General features: G+C 69.2%; 13 protein-coding genes and 3 pseudogenes. 11 read left to right on the plus strand and 5 right to left on the minus strand.

Annotated elements, in window-relative coordinates; all coding sequences use genetic code 11:
• Positions 1–138 precede the first annotated feature (138 nt).
• Positions 139–774 carry a hypothetical protein gene (locus tag ACFYQA_RS37785; protein ID WP_388928054.1) on the minus strand — a complete coding sequence of 212 codons (636 nt, stop codon included), beginning with the start codon at positions 772–774 and terminating at the stop codon, positions 139–141.
• A gap of 849 nt (positions 775–1,623) precedes the next feature.
• Here ACFYQA_RS37785 and ACFYQA_RS37790 point away from each other — a divergent pair.
• Positions 1,624–1,887 carry a hypothetical protein gene (locus ACFYQA_RS37790; RefSeq protein ID WP_388928057.1) on the plus strand — a complete coding sequence of 88 codons (264 nt, stop codon included), beginning with the start codon at positions 1,624–1,626 and terminating at the stop codon, positions 1,885–1,887.
• Between the two features lie 258 nt (positions 1,888–2,145).
• On the opposite strand, the gene ACFYQA_RS37795 is transcribed toward ACFYQA_RS37790, so the two are convergent.
• On the minus strand, positions 2,146–2,757 hold the full coding sequence (locus tag ACFYQA_RS37795; RefSeq protein WP_388928060.1) for a hypothetical protein: 612 nt from the start codon (positions 2,755–2,757) through the stop codon (positions 2,146–2,148).
• A 129-nt stretch (positions 2,758–2,886) separates the two neighbouring features.
• A complete protein-coding gene (locus ACFYQA_RS37800; protein ID WP_388928062.1) occupies positions 2,887–3,090 on the minus strand; it encodes a hypothetical protein in 204 nt (67 codons plus the stop codon).
• A 285-nt stretch (positions 3,091–3,375) separates the two neighbouring features.
• Between ACFYQA_RS37800 and ACFYQA_RS37805 the strand changes: the two genes are divergently transcribed.
• The 3 genes and pseudogenes from ACFYQA_RS37805 (at position 3,376) to ACFYQA_RS37815 (ending at position 6,420) form a co-directional block, all read left to right on the plus strand.
• A complete protein-coding gene (locus ACFYQA_RS37805) occupies positions 3,376–4,632 on the plus strand; it encodes an aldehyde dehydrogenase family protein (RefSeq protein ID WP_388928065.1) in 1,257 nt (418 codons plus the stop codon).
• The gene (locus tag ACFYQA_RS37810; RefSeq protein ID WP_388928068.1) at positions 4,629–5,294 is read left to right on the plus strand and encodes a GntR family transcriptional regulator; all 666 of its coding nucleotides are present in this window, start codon (positions 4,629–4,631) and stop codon (positions 5,292–5,294) included. The genes ACFYQA_RS37805 and ACFYQA_RS37810 overlap by 4 nt, the downstream gene beginning before the upstream one ends.
• Positions 5,295–5,842: 548 nt before the next feature.
• Positions 5,843–6,420, plus strand: a pseudogene (locus ACFYQA_RS37815) (recombinase family protein).
• A 25-nt stretch (positions 6,421–6,445) separates the two neighbouring features.
• On the opposite strand, the gene ACFYQA_RS37820 reads toward ACFYQA_RS37815, so the two are convergent.
• Entirely contained in the window at positions 6,446–6,574 is a 129-nt protein-coding gene (locus ACFYQA_RS37820) for a hypothetical protein (protein WP_388928071.1), read from the minus strand.
• Positions 6,575–6,624: 50 nt separating this feature from the next.
• On the opposite strand from ACFYQA_RS37820, the pseudogene ACFYQA_RS37825 reads away from it, so the two are divergent.
• From ACFYQA_RS37825 to ACFYQA_RS37835, 3 genes and pseudogenes are all read left to right on the plus strand, one after another.
• A pseudogene (locus ACFYQA_RS37825) lies at positions 6,625–6,693 on the plus strand (hypothetical protein); the annotation flags it as partial.
• Between the two features lie 156 nt (positions 6,694–6,849).
• Positions 6,850–7,197, plus strand: coding sequence for a sensor histidine kinase (locus ACFYQA_RS37830; RefSeq protein ID WP_388928073.1), 348 nt, complete (start codon positions 6,850–6,852; stop codon positions 7,195–7,197).
• A 650-nt stretch (positions 7,198–7,847) separates the two neighbouring features.
• Positions 7,848–10,367, plus strand: coding sequence for a discoidin domain-containing protein (locus ACFYQA_RS37835; RefSeq protein ID WP_388928076.1), 2,520 nt, complete (start codon positions 7,848–7,850; stop codon positions 10,365–10,367).
• A 208-nt stretch (positions 10,368–10,575) separates the two neighbouring features.
• On the opposite strand, the pseudogene ACFYQA_RS37840 reads toward ACFYQA_RS37835, so the two are convergent.
• Positions 10,576–10,695, minus strand: a pseudogene (locus tag ACFYQA_RS37840) (AAA family ATPase); the annotation flags it as partial.
• 224 nt (positions 10,696–10,919) lie between these two features.
• Between ACFYQA_RS37840 and ACFYQA_RS37845 the strand changes: the two are divergent.
• The 4 genes from ACFYQA_RS37845 to ACFYQA_RS37860 all read left to right on the plus strand — a co-directional run bounded on the left by ACFYQA_RS37845 (position 10,920) and on the right by ACFYQA_RS37860 (position 17,561).
• Positions 10,920–11,849 (plus strand): hypothetical protein, encoded by a 930-nt coding sequence (locus ACFYQA_RS37845; protein WP_388928078.1) that lies wholly within the window; start codon positions 10,920–10,922, stop codon positions 11,847–11,849.
• Positions 11,850–11,989: 140 nt separating this feature from the next.
• Positions 11,990–12,439, plus strand: coding sequence for a peptidase inhibitor family I36 protein (locus ACFYQA_RS37850; protein WP_388928080.1), 450 nt, complete (start codon positions 11,990–11,992; stop codon positions 12,437–12,439).
• 158 nt (positions 12,440–12,597) lie between these two features.
• On the plus strand, positions 12,598–16,521 hold the full coding sequence (locus ACFYQA_RS37855) for a helix-turn-helix domain-containing protein (RefSeq protein ID WP_388928082.1): 3,924 nt from the start codon (positions 12,598–12,600) through the stop codon (positions 16,519–16,521).
• Positions 16,522–16,673: 152 nt separating this feature from the next.
• Positions 16,674–17,561, plus strand: coding sequence for an NlpC/P60 family protein (locus ACFYQA_RS37860; RefSeq protein WP_388928085.1), 888 nt, complete (start codon positions 16,674–16,676; stop codon positions 17,559–17,561).
• The last annotated feature ends 714 nt before the right edge of the window (positions 17,562–18,275 follow it).

The raw sequence follows: 18,275 nt of genomic DNA on the forward strand, positions 1-18,275 counted from the left end.
GCGATCTCCTCACGCTCCTCGAGCGTCAACGGTCTCCGCACTGCCACGAGCAACCCTTCTCACCTGCACTGTTGCTTCGAGGCTATGACACCGCCCAGGACACGAACCGCTGCTGGAGTACCAAGGGGGCCGGATTGCTTACTTCGAAGCCAGCCGCTTCACGAGTCGCCTCGCCTTTGCGGGAAGGTGGTTCTTCGTCTGGGTCTCGAGTGCCCGGAGCCGATTTTCGGTGGACTTCCGCTGCGCGGTAAGTTCGGCGAGCTGCACCTCGAGCTTCTTGATACGGGCGCCGGATTTCTTTTCCGCCCTGGCAGCCTGACGTGCGACCGCCTTGTTCTGCTCCCTGAGCAGGGTAATACGGAAGAGCAGGTCTTCCTTGCTCTCGGCATCGGAACGCCGGTACGGACGGGGAAGATCGAGAGCCGAAATGCCCTTGTCGTATTCCTGGCCGCCGTCCCCGTGCTCGTAGGTGTTTTCCAGGCCGTTCTTCGTCATGAAGTCGAGCAGGCGCTGGAATCCTTCGTCATAATGCTCATTGAATGCCGAGTAGTCAGTCTCCGCATAAAGTTCGGCGACGTCGACATCCGCACTCATCTCGGTGATGATCCGGTGCGGGATATGGTGGTAGCGGGACAGCTCGAGCGTCCGCGAGTCATGAGCGAACACGAACGCCGGGGTTCCGGCGACCAGAGCGGCGATATTGCCGTGGATACGCGTCCTGAGGGCGAAGTCGTAATTGATCCGGCCTGCGACAACGTTGCGGGATCGTAGCATGGGTGTCAAACTTCTGGAAAATGCCGACAGTCTTACCCCTTGATGTCGTCGAGCTTCAGCGAATCAATAGTTCACCCGACGTGATGGTGCAACGGAACTTTGCGATCGTTGCATCTGCGAAAGAGTGTTTACCGGGGGTGTCGGCATCGACTCTCAGCGGTGGTTGCGAGAGCCTAAAGGTCGTCGCGGGTGAGCGCCAGGGGATTTTCGAAGAACAACTCCTCGCCCATGCCTCGGCGTTGTGTCCGAGGCCGTCGCGACAACGCGCCTTCAGGTCACCGGAAGCCTGCGTGACCGGATGACACGTCCATCGGTCGCAATACCCGTTCGTCGGCGGCGGTGGGCTGCGTGAGCCGAGTGCGGCCGCCCCCCACGGGCCGGGTGCGGCGGGGATGTCGGTGTGGCCGTCCGGGCGGTGGACGCTGATGGCGAGCTTGTGCAGGCCGGCCAGTTGGACTCCGGCCGGCCCTGCGCGCCGGGGCCAGGCATTCCACCCGCCGCCGCTCGCTCGTCCGGGACGGTTGGCTGCCGCGAGGACGCGGTGGACGTCAAGCCTCCGGCGGCGCCGACGGCGACAGGCCGAACAGTGGCGACAGGCCGAACGGCGGCGAGGAAAAAGGACTCCGGCACGGCGGCAGCAGCGGCACCGGCAAGGACGGCCAGGCCGCCGAGCCGCTACGGAGATCACCAAGCTGACCGAAGTGCGCAAGCTAGGGCCGCCCGAGGGGCTTTTCGCGGACTGCTCGGAGAAGCTGGTGGCCGCGTGGCGGGCGCGGGCGATCAAGATGTACCCCTCGGACTTCCGTGACGCAGGCGAGGACGTGCGGATCACGCTGCTGGCGGCGCTGTGTGTCCCGGCAGGCAGAGATCACCGATGCGCTGGTGGAGCTGCTGCTCGCTCTGGTCCACAAGATCAGCGCCCGTGCCGAGCGGCGGGTGGAGAAGCAGCTAGCGGCTGAGCTGAAGAAGGTCCGGAGTGAGGAGGGCATCCTCTTCAAACTGGCAACGGCGGCGGTCGACATGCCGGACAAGGAGCACGCCGAGACCTCGATGCTCGCCCTGCACCTGCACCAGTCCAGCCTCGTCTACGTCAACACACTGCTGTTGCAGTAGATTTCGGCTGAGCCGAAGTGGGCGAAGAAGCTCAGCGACGAGGACCGGCGCGGCCTGACCGCGCTGTTCTGGTCCAATGTCAACCCCTACGGCACCTTCCGCCTGGACATGGGCAAGCGCCTCGACCTTGGGCCGGTCGCCAACGTGCCCCACCCCGACTCCCGATGGATGCCAATGACCGATCGCGTACGGAGACACGAGGAAAGGTGTCATGAGGCGCACGCGTTATGGCTCGACCAGGTCAGCCCTGGGGTCTCCCTATGAGTCGCTCCAGCGGATCGGGTGACCGGATGGATCTGTGGTGAGCCAGGACCCGTCTCCGAGGGGCCGGATGTCGTAGGGATTCTCTCCGTGCGCGTCGAACGCAGTTTGGACCTGGCCGGAGCTCACATCGACGCGGTAATGACGGAACCACTCCTCCTCGTCCTCGGTTTCGCCGGCGAGGGTGACGATGACGGTGTCCTGGTTCAGGTAGCCGCCGCTCCATTCCATGTAGATCTCGTCCGGGTCGTGTCCGAAGGCGTCGACGGCGAGGGTGAACGTCACCTCGCCGTCCGGGTAGGTGTGGATGGCGACGTCGGCCTGCTCGTGATCGACGGTCATGAACTGGCGTCCGTCGGGCGCCAGGTCGATGAGGCACCGGTCGCTCCAGGGATAGCAGATGAGATCCATCCGGTCCCCGGCCAGCGACGCGCGGTAGATGACCGAGCCGTCCTGCCCTTCTCCCACATCGAGGAACATCTGATCGCCCGCCTGGTGCACCAGTTGCTGACCACCATGCCCGACGGTGTCCAGATCCGCCTGCGCGATGACCGCTCCGGTCGTGGCATTCAGGGCGACCCACTGGTCGGGGCGGTTACGGCCGGCCATGGCATCAGGCCGGTAGACCCAGACCACAAGTCCGTCCAACGACAGCACGCAGCTGGGCCGGTGTCCGAACTGCTGGTCTGACTGCGGCGTGAACTCTGACCGCCAGACCTCGGCCCCGTCTGCTGTCACTCACACGACCGCGTTCAGGGTCGTGTAGTAGACGCGCTGAAGATCAGCAGGTACTGCGTGGTCGACGACGTCGTCCTCGGTAGACGGCCGACAGATCATGGCGGGCGACAGCACACCCCGGACATCGGCAGCCAGGTCGTAGACGCAGATGCTTCCGGCGACGAGCCGCGTGATGACCTGGAGGGGGCGAGCAGGTTGAGCCATGTCCAGAAGGTTAGGGCTTGCAGATCATTAACCCGTAGCTTCCCGCCGCGTGGCTCGTTGGTGTGGTATGGGTGCATTAGGTGAGCAACTCGCGGCATTGGCCGCTAAGTCCGAATCAGCACCCTCGTCACTCCCGCGACCAGAAACTGGCATTCGTCATAGGGCGTAATAATTTTTGCCCTATGGCGAACAGTCCCCTGATGAGATTGTTGAACGATCCCCTTCCGGGATTGTTCAACAACTAATAGGGTCGCTGTATCCGCCCGCCGTGGAGAGGAGCCTCCAGTGACCATCCGTACCGATACGGTCGACGACGTCGTGGGCGTCTGCGCCGCTCGCGCCCAGGCCGCCGCGTCCACACTCGCAACCGCCGAGGACGGTGCAATCGACGACGCTCTGCGCACCATGGCAGCGCTGCTGCACAGCACGCGAGCCGACCTCGTAGCTGCGAACGAGGAGGACCTCGCCGCCGCCCTTGCGGCCGGTGTGTCCCCCGCTCTGCAGGACCGTCTCCGCCTCGACGCGACCCGCCTGGATGCCATGGCGACGGAGCTGCGCACACTGGCCGACGTTCCGCACACCCCGCGGGACCGGGTCGTCGAGGAGCGCGGCGATGGCCTCACCCTGCTGGAGCGACGGCTGCCGGTCGGCGTCATCGGCGCCAATTACGAGGCGCGGCCCAACGTCACCGTCGACGTCGCCTCGCAGTTCCTGAAGTCCCGCAACGCCGGTGTGCTGCGCACCGGTTCGGCCGCGCTCCGCTCGGCGCAGGCGCTGCTGGAGCACGTCATTGCTCCTGCGCTCGCCGAGGCCGGCCTGGACCCGGACGCGATCCAGCTGGTGCCCAGCGCCGCACGCGAGGCGGCGTACGCGCTGGTGCGGCTGCCCGACCTCATCCCGTTGGTGATCCTGCGCGGCAGCGGCGACAGCACCCGCGACCTTGGTCGCGAGGCCGCCCGGCACGGTGTGCGCACGCTCGCCCATGCGGACGGCGGCGGCGTGCTGTACGTGCACGCGACGGCTGACGACAAGGCCGTAGAGGAGCTGATCACCGCGAGCGTCGACCGGCTGGGCGTGTGCAACCGCCTCAACCTCCTTCTCCTCGACCGGTCGGTGTACGAGGCCCGGCTGCCCGCCGTCCGCGAGCTGCTGAGCGGCCTCGGTATCGCCGTCTCGCTGCCGCCACACGCTCACCCTCGCGGATACGAGTGGGCGCTGGACGCGGACCGCCCGGCCACGGTCACCATCGACACGGCGGACGGCCCGAAGGACGCAGCCCGTATCGCCAACGAGGACACTTCCGGCCTGGCCGCCTCCATCGCCACCGAGGATGCGGCTGTGGCTGCGGAGTTCATCAACGCGTACACGGGCGCGGGAGTGTTCTGGAACGCCACCACCCGCCTGCTGGACGGCGTCAAGCTGTTGGGTCTTCCGGAGACCGGCATCAACCTCGACCGCGTTCCTGGCCCGCGCGGCCCGGTGAGCTTCAGGGACCTGTATCTGCGCCAGCACGTGGTGGTGCCCGCCGGCAGGCTCCCGTGACAACGCCCCGCGGCGACGCACGCCACAGCACCGCGGCGCGCGTCGCCCAGACTCTGCGAACCTGGATCGCCGAGGGCGAGCTGCCGCCGGGACGGCAGCTGTCCGAAGACAGCCTCGCCACGACACTGGCCGTCTCGCGTAACACGCTCCGGGAGGCGTTTCGGCAGCTCACCCACGAGCGGTTGCTGGTGCACGAATTCAACCGCGGTGTCTTCGTGCGGGTCCTCAGCGCAGGGGACGTCGAGGACCTCTTCTACGTCCGGCGGCTCATCGAGTGCGCCGTCGTGCGTGAGCTGGGCCCGCCGCCGTACGGCCTGACCGGCCTCGCCACAGCCGTCACCGCCGGCGAGCAGGCTGCGGCCGCCGGCGACTGGACGGCCGTCGCCTCGGCGAACATCCACTTCCACCGCAGCCTGGTCGCCCTGGCCGGCAGCCCCCGTACCGACGAGATCATGAGCCGCCTGCTGGCCGAGCTCCGACTCGCGCTGCACACAGCGGTCACCCCCCGCACGCTGTACGAACCGTTCGTCCCACGCAATCGCGCCCTGCACGACGCCCTGGAGGCTGGCGACCGTCACCAGTCGGCCGATTTGCTCGCCGCCTATCTCGACGACTCTCAGGCAGCGCTGACGAAAGCGAACGCAGAGGCAGGAGTGCCCTGACCGTCGTGCTCATTACCGCGCCCTGCCAGTCTGCGGGTCGCGCCGCAGGCCGAGAGGTGGCGACCGACGTGTGATGGCTGCCGACCAGCCAAGGCAAGCTCGTTGCACTACTCGACCGACCAAGCCGAGGAAATCGGACGACTCCCAGCCGCATTCAGTATTCGGGTCGGCTCATGGGCCGAGCAGCGGGGCGCTCGGCAGAACACAGATCTGAGGTTCCCCCGAGATGCGGGGATGGGTGACAGAGGGGCAGATGGGTCTCATGAGAGGAGCCCAGATGATGCCTGCGCAGAGGAAGTACCCCAAGACCACGGAGTCAAAGCCTCCAGTGGATCTTCAAGAAACCATCGTTCTCTGAAGATCCGGCGCTCAAGATCGAACGACCGCGACACGCCTTCAAAAACTCCTTCAAAAAAACTCGGGCTTCAACAACCCCCTGAACACCGTTTCTTGAGAAGATCCCGGGCGTGAACGCGTTCCTGGAGCCCTCCGAACTCCTCACCCCCTCGCCTGCCGTCCTCACCGACATCCGGATCGGCTACGCGCGGGTGTCGACCGGAGGGCAGAAGCTCGACCGCCTGCTCGACGCGCTCAATGCGGCGGGTTGTCGGCGCATCTTCTCCGACAAGAGGTCCGGCAAGAACGACCTCCGCCCCGAGCTGAAGGCGTGCCACGCCTTCCTCACCCCCGGAGACACCCTCGTCGTCCCCTCGCTCGACCGCTACGACCGCAGCCTCCAGGGCCTCGTCAACATGGGCGCCGAGCTGCGTGAGCGCGACATCGGCTTCCAGTCCCTGCACGAGGCACTCGACACCACCACCCCGGCGGGCGCCTGATTTTCCACGTCTTCGCCGTGCTCGCCGAGTTCATCCGCGAACTCATCCTCGCCGGCACCAAGGAGGGTCTTGCCGCCGCCCGCGCCCGCGGCAAGGTCGGCGGACGCCCCACAGTCGTCAACGAGGACCTCATCCGCGCAGCCCGCGACATGCTGCCCAATCCGGAGAACAGTGTCATCACCATCGTCAAGATCCTGGGCGTCTCCGTCGGCACGCTGGACAACCACATCCCGGACCTCAAGGAGCTGCGGAACTCCCGCGTCCCGCGACAGTTGGAGGGGAGCAAGTAGCCCCGCAGCTACTTTGCACTGTGGGTCAGAGATAGGAGACCGGGGCCTTTCCGGCATTCAGTACCTCCGGTTCGTCTCCCGACCGCAGAAAGCTGATGCCCGTCAGCGACTCCAGTTCGTTCAGATCGGCCAGGAACCGGCCCGCGGTGTTCACGACCTCGGTTTCACGAACTCAGGACGCCCCTCGCGGTCCAGCGCACCAGCCTGGAGGTTGGCCTCGCCGACCCCCTCCCCGCCGGCCTCGCCGAAGTACGCGAGGACCTCCTCGCCGGCAACCGCGAGGCCGAACAGCTGATCACCGCACTGCTGCTGCTCGCCCGCAGCGACCGCGGCCTGGAGGAGACCGAGACCGTGGACCTGTCGGCCGCGGTCCGGCTCGTGGCAGCCGAGCTCGCCCCACAGGCCGAGGGAGGCCGAGTGGACGTAACCGTGACGTCGGACCGGCCGCTGACCGTCCTGGGTGATCCGCTGCTGCTGCGCCACCTGCTGACCAACCTCATCCGCAACGCCATCCAGTACAACCACCCCGGCGGCCGGGTCCGTGTGCGGCTCGAAGGCCACACGCTGACCGTGACCAACACCGGGCCCACCGTGCCCGCCGACCGGATACCGGACCTCTTCGAGCCCTTCCGCCGCCTCACCCAGGACCGCGTCGGCACCACCGGCCACGGGCTCGGCCCCGCCATCGTCCGCTCCATCGCCGAGGCCCACGGAACCGAGGCGACGGCCGAACCCGGCCGGCCGGGCGGCCTCACCGTCACCGTCCGCTTCCCATGACGCACGACGCACAGCCTGACCCCGTGCCGATACGGCCCGACCGCACGCCCGCCCGCCCGCCCACTCAAATCCGTACGGCGAGTCGTGACACATGGCTCGTGTGCCCCTCAGGGCGGCCGCCGTCGGCCCCGGTGGCGGCCCCGGCGATACGTACCGCGTGAGATGTCATCCTCGGGCTCTGCTCCGACAGGGCCGACAGGTCCGACAGGAATGCCCTGAACCTGCCAAGAGCCTCAGTCCCAGTCTCGGCGAGCATCGCGGGCGCTCCCATGGTTCCGGTTGACCTTGACCGCCCGGTGACGGCCCGTTCGGCGGAGCCTCGTCCGCCGCGATGTGTTCCGGCGTCACGCAGGAGGCCGCGCCGAGCGTCGCGACGTGCCCGGCGGGCCCTGGGTCGACCGGCACCGTGTCGAGGACGTACGGCGCAGCCCCCGGCGTCCAAGCCGTGCGGTTGCCCGGTGAGGGCGCCGGCCGGGCACGGGATTCTTCTTTCTGCGGGATCGGTCTTTCTAACGTTGCACAGACTCTTCAGCTGTGGGCCCGCTCATGGCAGTCTGAGCCGAGAACCTCTGGCAGACAACGCTGTCAGGCGCGGCCCGTCGGACGCTCGGGCAGCCCTGTCCACTCGTTCTCGCAGAAGGAGTACCCGCATGGCCCTCGATCGTCGGCGGCTTCTTCACAGCGGTGCTGCGGCCCTGGGCGCGGTGGCCCTGAGCGGTGCGGTGCCGCCCGGCGCGGCCGCACGCGTGAGCGCACCTGGCGGCCCTCTGGGCGAGGCACCCGCAGCCGGCGAGCGGTCGATCGCGTCTCCGGTGCATTCGGTGTCTCCGGTGTATCCGGCGGTGGGTCCCGGAACAGCCTTCCTGGACCACCGGTCACTGCTGGGAGACCTGAGGGAGGCCGAGTGGTACGAGGCGAACATCCCCTTCGTCGACCTGCCCGACGCCACGATCCGGGACACCTACTACTACCGGTGGCGCGTGATCAAGCACGCCCTGAAATACACCGGGCCCCAGGAAGGGTGGATCCTCTCGGAGTTCCTGGGTCCGGTCGGCTACTCCGCGCCGCACGGCGGGATCAACGCCGCCGCCGCTCACCACATCCGCGAGGCGCGCTGGCTGCGCGACCATCGCTACCTCGACGACTACATCGGCTACTGGCTGCGCGGCAGTGGCTCAGGACCCAAACCGGCCACGGACTTCCTCAACAAGAACACCACCGACTGGGCACACCAGTACTCCTTCTGGATCGCGGATGCCGTCGTGGCCCGGGCGTCGACCGACGGCAGATGGGAACATGCCCTGGGTCTGCTCGACGAGTTGGAGCGTCAGTGGGGGCGATGGGCTCCGCAGTTCGACGACGAGGTCGGTCTCTACTGGCAGACACCGGTGTGGGACGCGATGGAGTACACCGCGAGCTCCTACCAGAGCGACGACCCCTACCACGGTGGTGAGGGGTTCCGCCCCACTCTCAACGCCTACCAGTACGGCGACGCCAGGGCGATCGCCGCGCTCCTGCGGCGCCGCGGCCACAGGGGCGACGAGGCGAAGGCCGACCGCTACGACGAGCGTGCCCGTGCTCTGCGGGTGCATCAGGAGCGCCGGCTGTGGGACGAGGAGGATCAGTTCTACAAGCACGTCATGCGTGACGGGAATCCCGAGCGGCGCAGGATCGCCGACCGCGAGCAGATCGGCTTCCTGCCGTGGTACTTCCACATGGCGCCGGCGGGCAACGCCGCGGCATGGGCCCAACTGCGCGATCCCGAGGGGTTTTCCGCGCCTTTCGGTCCCACCACGGTCGAGCGGCGCAGCCCGTGGTTCATGCACCAGGCACTCGAAGGCTGCTGTCGCTGGAACGGTCCGAGTTGGCCGTTCGCCACCAGCCAGACGCTCACTGCCCTGGCCAACCTCCTCATCGACTACCCCGCCCAGTCCCACGTCGACCGCACCGACTACTACGCCGTGCTCCGCGCCTACGCCCTGACCCATCGCAAAGACGGCAAGCCGTATGTCGCCGAGGCGCACCACCCCGACGAGGACCGCTGGATCTACGACGGCCGCGGGCACAGTGAGGACTACAACCACTCCACCTTCAACGACCTGGTCCTGTCCGGGCTGCTCGGGATCCGTTGCCGGCCCGATGCCACCGTCGCCCTCGCGCCACTGGTACCGCGCGAATGGGATCACTTCGCCGTGGAGAACCTCCCCTATCACGGACACAACCTCAGCGTGCTCTTCGACCGCAGCGGCCGGCACTACGGACACGGAGCCGGCCTGAACGTCTGGCTGAACGGCCGGCACATACACCGGCAGGCCGACCTGAAGCCGGTGACGCTCCCCCTGGGCAAGACCGGGCAGCACACCCTGCCCCACGAGGTCGACGACCTGGCGAACGTCGAACAGAAGGGCTATCCCCTCGCGCGTGCCTCGTACACGTTCCCCCTCGACAGCCCGGCCAAGGCCATCGACGGACAGGACCTCCACCTCGACACACCGTCATCGCGGTGGACCAACTACGACAGCCCCCACGCCGGCGACTGGCTCGCCGTGGACTTCGGCGTCCCCACACCCGTATCGGACCTGCGGATCTCCTTCTACGACGACGGCGGCGGAGTCCGCACCCCCGACTCCTACGAACTCCACCACCTCGGCCAGGACGGCCAATGGCATCCCCTGCCCGGCCAGCACCGCACCCCGCAGACCCCCCGGCCGGGAACCCTCAACCGGATCCTCCTGGAGAGGGCCGTCACCACCACCGCCCTCAGACTCACCGCCACACGCACCTCGGGCGGCGCCGTGGGAGTTACCGCCTGGCAGTCATGGCGCACAGAAGACCCCCGGCTCACCCTCACCATCGAGACACCACCCGACGGCCTCGTCCCCGTGGAGCCGGGCAGGACCGTAAAGGTCACCACCACCATCACGGCAACAACCACCACAGTCGTCAGCCCGCACCTACTCGTACCCGACAACTGGAAAGCCCTCCCCCCACACCCGATCCGCCCCACCACCCTCAAGGCGGGAAAGACGCTGCACACACGCTGGCTGGTGACAGCTCCCACCGACCTGCCCCACCACCTGCCGCAGCCCCTACGCCTGCTGGTCCGGTCCCGGGGCAAGAAGGCGGAGCAACTCGTCACCAGCCTCGTCGCCCGAGCACAAGCCGGCTGACGCAACCACCACAGCACTGTCGCCGTACGGCACGGCACGGCACACGCGGCCTTCCGACGTCACTCGGGGCAGTGACGTTCTCTCAGCGGTGGTCAGGTCCGGCCCGTGAGGTCTTTGACGCAGCCGGCGTACGAGCGGTCTGTGCCGCGCGGGGAGGGGATCAGCCGGTGTCGCAGCGCCTCGCGGGCGACCGCGGGGCCGTAGCTCCCCCCGACTCCTCGACGATTTCCTTCACCTCGTCGACGGTGAGGGCCGGGATGACCGACGCGCCGTGCTCGTCGCGGTCGCAGACGAACTCCTCCGGACGCAGCCGGTTGACGAGCGCCGGCACCGTGACGACGCGGGCGGCAGCGTGACGCGGTGAGGGGTCCGCTCCTCACCCGCACCGCTTCCGACCGTCCCCACCGCGTTGCCTCCATTCCCGCGTTTCCCCTGATCACGCCTTGTTTCCCGGTCGACCGTCCGGTGGGCAACAGGAAACCCGTCGACCTCCGTCGGCAGCGGGGCAACTCTGAGTCCGTCGGCAAGCGGCAGCGAAGGGAGGTTGGGCCCATGAGACGTGCACTCGTGTCTCTGTGCGCGGTCGTGGCGGTCGTGGCGGTCGTCACGACCGGATGCGGCGGCGGTGCCGACGGCGGCGACGGCCAGGCACAACAGGATCCGCGTCCGCGTCCCCGGGCACTGACCTGGCAACAGGAACTGCGCGTCGCCGACGCGCAGCAACGTCTGACCAGGCAGTGCATGAACCGCCAGGGCTTCACCTACTGGGAGGACCGTGGCCCGACGCTCCGGGAGAGCCGCCCGGTGCGCTACGTGCAGGACGACGTGGCCTGGGCCCGTGCGTACGGGTACGGCGGCCGGATCGAAGCGAAGAGCCTGCGCGTCCGCGAAAGCAACCCCAACGGAATCTACCGCCAGAACCTCTCCCCGTCCCGGCGCGTCGCCTTCGACACCGCGCTCGACGGCGGCGACAGCGCCCGCATGCTCACGGCACCGCTGCCGGGCGGCGGGGAGACGCGCAAACGCGTCGGCGGCTGCACGGAGGAGGCCGAGCGCGCACTCTACGGCGACCCGGCCGAGTGGTACCGCACCGGCAAGGTCGCCACCGGCCTCAACGCCCTCTACGGAAGGGAGCTGATGAAGGACCGTCACCTGACCGCGGCGGTACGGGCCTGGTCCCGATGCATGGAGAGGGCGGGCCGACCCTATGAGGACCCTCAGGCGGCACGTGAAGCCGTCCGGGTCAACACGAGCCGGCTGGGCGCGGCCCGCGCCGACGAGGCGTTCGCCGCCGAGCGGAAGACCGCCGTCGCCGACGCGACCTGTGCCCGCGAGACCTCCCTGCGCGCCGTGGCCACGGCGCGGGAGACGTATCACCTGGACCGCCTGCGTGACCGGTTCGGCAAGGACATCGACACCTACCGGCACCTCGGTCGGCGGGCCTACGACCGGGCGGTGCGCATCGTTCCGGAGCGAGGCTGACCACTTTCCGCTCCTGGGCGGACATCGCCCCCGGTGAGGGCACGCCGGGCCACCGGCCCGGTGCGCCGGCACCGACGCACCACCACCAACACATCACCGCCAGCGCACCACATCGTCAGAGGAAAACGAGGGGAAACAGCATGCGCAAGTTCATCGTCACGGTCGCCGTCCTCGGGCTCACCGCCCTGGGCGTCGCCGTACCCGCCACCGCCTCGCAGGCGGCCGGGAACACCGTCGCCGGACCGGGCTGCGACAGCAAGTGGGGGCCGCGCAACGGCAACGTGTACGCCTGGGAGAACCTGGACTGCTCGGGCGCCGAACTGATCCGCTCCGCGGGCAACAGCGACTGGTGGGTCGGCTCGCAGGACAGGGCGACGTCCGTCATGAACCGCGGCTTCACCGGTGGCCTCGACCACGTCGCGTTCTACGAGAACTCCGGCTTCGGCGGCGGCCACGCCTGTCTCGCGCCGGGCGAGCTCTACGCCGACAACCTGACCGACAACCGGTTCACCAACGGTGTCAACGCGAACGACACCATCTCCTCGCACCGGTGGGTGGCCCGCAGCGCCTGCGGGGCCTTCCTGAGCTGACCGGTCCGTCCGTGTGACGGAGAACGAACGTCCGGAACCGCTCCATGGTTCCGGACGTTCGTGTTTGCGCCACACGGGGGAAAGGTTTGGCTGGGCTTACCACCCCGGCAGTAACCTGGGCGTCCGCCGTCTCACGGCCGTACTGCATGGGGGACACCGTGGGAGATCCGCAGCACGGGCATGAAGTCGACCACCGGAACGGGCGGGATCGGAACGCGCTGACCACGCACTCCTTTCCCGCACAACTGAGACGACTCAGACAGGCACGTGGCCTGTCGCTGACCGACCTGGCACGGCAGACGCATTACAGCAAGGGCTACCTCAGCAAGATCGAGACCGGCACGAAGCGGGCGACCGTCGACGTCGCCCGTATCTGTGACCGAGTACTGGGCGCTGAGGGGGAGTTGCTCAGGCTCGTACAGGAGAAACCGCCCGCCGACAGCGGGAGCGGCGCCGAGGCCGCCGCTTTCGAACGGCAGTCCGACGGGATGTGTCCGTACCGCGGTTTGTCGGCGTTCACCCCGCAGGACGCGGACTGGTTCTTCGGCCGGGAGCGCGCGACGGCCGCACTGGTGGAACGGGTCTTCGAACGGGTGGGAAGCGGCCCTCTGATGCTCGTCGCCCCATCGGGAGCGGGCAAGTCGTCCCTGCTCAACGCCGGACTGGTGCCCGCCCTGCGGCGCGGCGACTTCCCGATGCCGGGAGCCGACCGGTGGCCGGTGGTGACGTTCACCCCCACCTCACGGCCCCTGGACGAGCTCCTGGAACGCACCGCGAAAGCGGTGGGCGGGGACCTCGCCGTCACCGTCGAGGAGGTGCGCGAGAATCCCGACGCGGTGCTGGACGCCATACGCGCGATGGTGGGCGATCCGCCGGCGCCATCCGGGGAACGCCGGCCCCCGCCGCCCAGCCGGTCGGTGCTGATCGTCGACCAGTTCGAGGAGCTTTTCACCCTCTGCGCGAACGAGGACGAGCGGCGCTCCTTCGTCCGGGTGCTCTGTGCGCTGGCGGCCTCCCGGCCGGAGGAGAGCGCACACGGCCCCACCGTCGTGGTGCTGGGCGTCCGGGCGGACTTCACCGGCAATTGTCTGGACCTTCCCGAACTGGCCCCGGTCCTCACCGACGGGCTGTTCGTGCTGCCGCCCATGTCCGTGGTGGAGCTGCGGGAGTCCATCACCCGACCGGCGGAACTCGCCGGACTGACTCTCCAACCGGGCCTGGCGCCCCTGCTTCTGCGTGACGCGGGGCTGCGCGACGAGCCGGGCAGCACACTGCGGGGCAGCACACCGCGGGGCAGCGGGAAGGACGCCGGTTCCGGAGCCGACGTGACCCCCTCCGGCGTACTCCCCCTCGTCTCCCACGCCCTGCTGGCCACCTGGCAGCGGCGCGAGGGGTCCGCGCTGACCGTCGCCGGGTACGAGCGGGCCGGCGGCATCCAGGGTGCGATCGCGCGAACCGCCGAGAACGTCTTCGCCCGGCTGTATCCGACCGAGCAGAAGACGATCCGCCGCGTCCTGTCCCGTCTGGTGTACGTCGCGGACGGCGGCGGGGCGACCCGCCGCCGGATGGACAGAGCCGCCCTGATGGAGCAGTTCGCCGACGCGGACGGCGGGGCCGCCGCGCTCGACGCCTTCGTACGGGCCCGGCTCATCACCATGGACAGCGACACGGTCGAGATCACCCATGAGGCCCTGCTGCACGCCTGGCCACGGCTGAGGGACTGGATCCACGCCGACCGCGCCGGGCTGCTCCTCCACCAGCAACTCGCGCACGCCGCCGCCGAATGGGAGCGCGAAGGCCGTGATCCGTCCGCGCTGTACCGCGGCACCCGGCTGAGCACCGTGCGCTCCTGGGCCGACGAACTGAACGGCTGGAGCCGGCTCGGCCCCGGCGAGGAAGCGTTCCTCGGAGCGAGTCTGGTCGAGCAGGAAGGTCATGAGAGGCAGGCCGTACGCCAGGTTCGGCTTCGGCAGTCGATGCTCGCCACGCTCGTCGTCCTGCTGGGGCTCGCCCTGACCGCCGGAGGCCTCGCCTACCAGCAGCGTGAGAGCGCCCTCGACCAAGAACGCGTCGCGCGTTCCCAGGCACTCGCCGTGCGGTCCGCGTCGCTGGCCGGAGGCCAGCCGGAGGCGTCGATGCTGCTGGCCGGGGAGGCCTACCGGGCCCACGCCACCGCCGAGGCGCGCGGCGCGCTGCTGAGCACGCAGTCCCAGCCCTTCTCCGGCCGGTTGAGCGGTCACCGGGGGCCGGTCAACGCGGTGGTCTTCGCACCGGACAACCGGTCCCTGGCGACAGCCAGTTCCGACGGGACGGTGACCCTGCGACGGGTGTCGGACCGCCGCACGACCGCCACGTTCGCCGTGTCCGGGCCCGTCCGCTCGATCGCCTTCAGCCCCGACGGCCGCACCCTCGCGGCAACGTCGACGCGCGGGCCCGTGAGTCTCTGGGACATCGCCGGGCGTCGGAGGAAGGCCGTGCTCGCCGACAGCACGAAGGGTGCCCGGGCGCTGTCCTTCGACCCCCGTGGGCACCGGCTCGCCGTCGCGACCGCGGAGGGGCCGATCCGGTTGTGGGACACCGCGCGCCCGTACCGCGTCACCGCCTCCCTCAGCGGGCACGAGGGAGCAGTCAACGCCCTGGCCCATGCCCGCGACGGCCGGACCCTGGCCTCCGCCGGAGCCGACCGGGTCGTGCGGCTGTGGGACACCGACCGGGCCCGGCCCCTCGCCGCACTCAAGGGGCACACCGACGAAGTGCTGGGCGCGGCGTTCTCCCCGGACGGCCGGAAGGTGGCCTCCGGAGGCATCGACCGGACCGTACGGCTGTGGGACGTGCGCGGCGGCCGGCTCGGCGCGACGTTGTCCGGGAGCAGCGACGACATCAACGCCGTCGCGTACACGCACGACGGCGCCACGGTCGTCGGCGCGGTCGGCGACGGGACGACCAGGCTGTGGGACGTCCGCAGCGGCCGGCAGACCGCCGTGCTCGCCGGTCACACCGACTACGTGATGGGGGTGGCCGTGACCTCCGACGGAACCCTGCTCGCCACGGCCGGTTTCGACCGGTCCGTGGTCCTGTGGAACCTCGGCGGCACGGTGCTGACGGCCCGTCCGTTCACGGAGGTCTGGCAGGCCCGGTACAGCCCCGACGGGAGACTGCTGGCCACCGCCGACGCCGACCACACGGTACGTCTGTGGGAGGTGAGCGGGCGACGGCTCCTGGCGACGCTCAGGGGACACACCGAGGCGGTCTTCTCGGTGGCCTTCGCACCCGACGGGCGGACCCTGGCATCGGCGGGCTCCGACGGCACGATCCGGCTGTGGGACGTGGCCGCACATGGACCGCCGGCGACCCTGACCGGCCACACCGGGCAGGTCTACTCCCTCACCTTCGCCCCCGACGGCCGGAGTCTCGCCTCGGCCGGCGCCGACCGTACGGTGCGCCTGTGGGATGTGACGAAGCGCGCGCCGCTGGCGACGCTGACCGGCCACCGGGACTTTGTCAACGGCGTCGCCTTCAGCCCCGACGGCCGGGTTCTGGCGAGCGCCGCCGACGACCTGACCGTACGGCTCTGGGACGTCTCCTCGCACCGCCCGCTCGGCACGCTGAAAGGCCACACGGGTGCAGTGCGGAGCGTGACCTTCACCCCTGACGGGCGGACGCTGGCCAGCAGCGGCAACGACGGCACCGTACGGCTGTGGAACGTCCGCGAACGCCGCTCCGAGGCCGTCCTGACCGGTCACACCGGCTCCACCCGGGGCATCGCCTTCACTCCCGACGGCCGCACGCTCGCCAGCAGCGGCAACGACCGTACGGTGCGCCTGTGGGACGTCGCCGGACGACGTCCGTGGGCGACGCTGACGGGCCACACCGACGCGGTGTGGAGCGTGACCTTCGCTCCCGACGGGCGCACGGTGGCCAGCACCGGCACGGACGGCACCGTACGGCTGTGGGATCTCGATCTCGGGGCTCAGCTGGCGGAGATCTGCCGGCTGCGCGCGAGCATCGGTGCGGACGAGCGCGCGAAGCTCCTGCCCGGCACCCCCCTCTCCGAGGGGGCGCCCTGCGACGGCCGGGGGTGACGGGGACTCACCTGCTCGAAGGGGGTTTCCCAGGTGTTTCCCGTTGCCCGTCGGCGGGAGGCGACACCTGGATCTCGACAAGCGCAGGACACGGCCAGCAGGCTGCTGTGCGACCACTCCCTTCAACACCTACAGGAAACGGGGGTCCTGGCATGGTCCGCCGGACCGGTCTCATCCGCACACTGATCGCGTTACTGTCCCTCCTCTTCTGGGCGCCGGTGTCCGCCGCCGCCGCGAACACCGCGGCGCCCGCGCAGCGTGCGGCCGCCGACGCGTGCGGCGTCCTCGCACCCGGAGCCTCCGCGGTAGCCGAACGCGCGATCGCCGCCGCCTGCGCAGAGGTCGCGGCCGGCACCTGGTACACGTGGGGCGGCGGGCACGGCGCCCAGCCGGGCGCCACATACGGCCAGGTCGACCCGACCGACCCGGACAGCGAGCACGACCCCGAACGGCTCGGCTTCGACTGCTCGGGCCTGGTCCGCCACGCGTACGCCCAGGCGACAGGCTCCGACATCCTCAACGGTGTCGCCGGCCAGCAGCACTACACGCACCGCGCCGCCGACCGCTTCACCGCCGCCCAGGGCCTGGCCCCGCTGCTCCCCGGCGACCTGCTCGTCTGGGGCACCTCACAGGACCTGCACCACATCGCCATCTACCTGGGCGCGGGCAAGATGGTCGAGGCCAAGGAATCCGGCACCAGGCTCATGGTCAGTGACGTCCGCCTGAGCAACGGCTACTTCGGCGCCGTCCGTGTCAACACCGGGCCCGTCACCGGTCACATCCACCAGACCTGGGGCACCGACGTGTGGACCAAGGCCGAACCCTCCACCAGGGCCGCCCGCGTCTACGCCTTCCCGTACTCCACCACCATCCGCGTCCACTGCCAGAAGCACGCCGAACCGGTCACCTCCGAGGGCTACACCAACGACGTGTGGTCGTACCTGCCGGACTACAAGGCGTGGGTGACCAACATCTACATCCAGGGAGCGGCGTGGCTCGACGGCGTGCCCGACTGCAGGACGACGCCACCGACACCGTGACGCGCCGGCGCCGGGGCGCGCTCTGAGACTGATGGTGCCCAGAGCACGGACGACACGAGTGTGACCGCTGCCTCGCAGGAGGTGGCGGTCTTTTCGTGTCGGGAGGCGATGCGCGAGCCCGTACGGGACGACCGCCGTCGACGAGGTGCGTACCAGGGCGCTGGATCTCGTCACCGCCGGGCCGACCACGATCGCGGCCAGAGGCATCGGCTGCCTGACCAGAGCCGTCGCGTTCTCCAGCAGCGAGTGCAGCATCTTCGGTTCACCGTGGGCGGTGCGCGCGGCTTCGGCGTACGTCGGCACGTGCTTGCCCTGGACGTAGCCGGCGCCCTGCTCGATCAACTCCTGGCAGCGGGCGGACCACGCGGGCCAGTCGCTCCTGAGGTACGTTTCGAGGTCGTCCTCGAAGACCGTGTGGCTCGCTTCGGAAATGGTCGAGGGGCGCGCCTGAGTCGGAACGCCCAGGTAGGTGAAGATGTTTTCGTTCTTGTTGATCGCGTCCCGAAACTTCGTCGACTTCTTCTCGGTGTCCGGACCGTCCTGGCTCTTCGGCCCGGTGTCCGCGTCGAAGACGAGGTAGCAGTGCACGCCGAAGCCGGTGAGGATGGCGTGGCAGAGGATCATCTCTTCCTCCTGTGTGGATACCCCGTGCTTTAGCTCGGGGAGGAAACACAGCTCCTGCGGAGCAGGGCAACGAGCTGGGATTCGCCGCCA

It is taken from the genome of Streptomyces sp. NPDC005774 (genome assembly GCF_042871645.1).
Taxonomy (GTDB): Bacteria; Actinomycetota; Actinomycetes; order Streptomycetales; family Streptomycetaceae; genus Streptomyces; species Streptomyces pratens.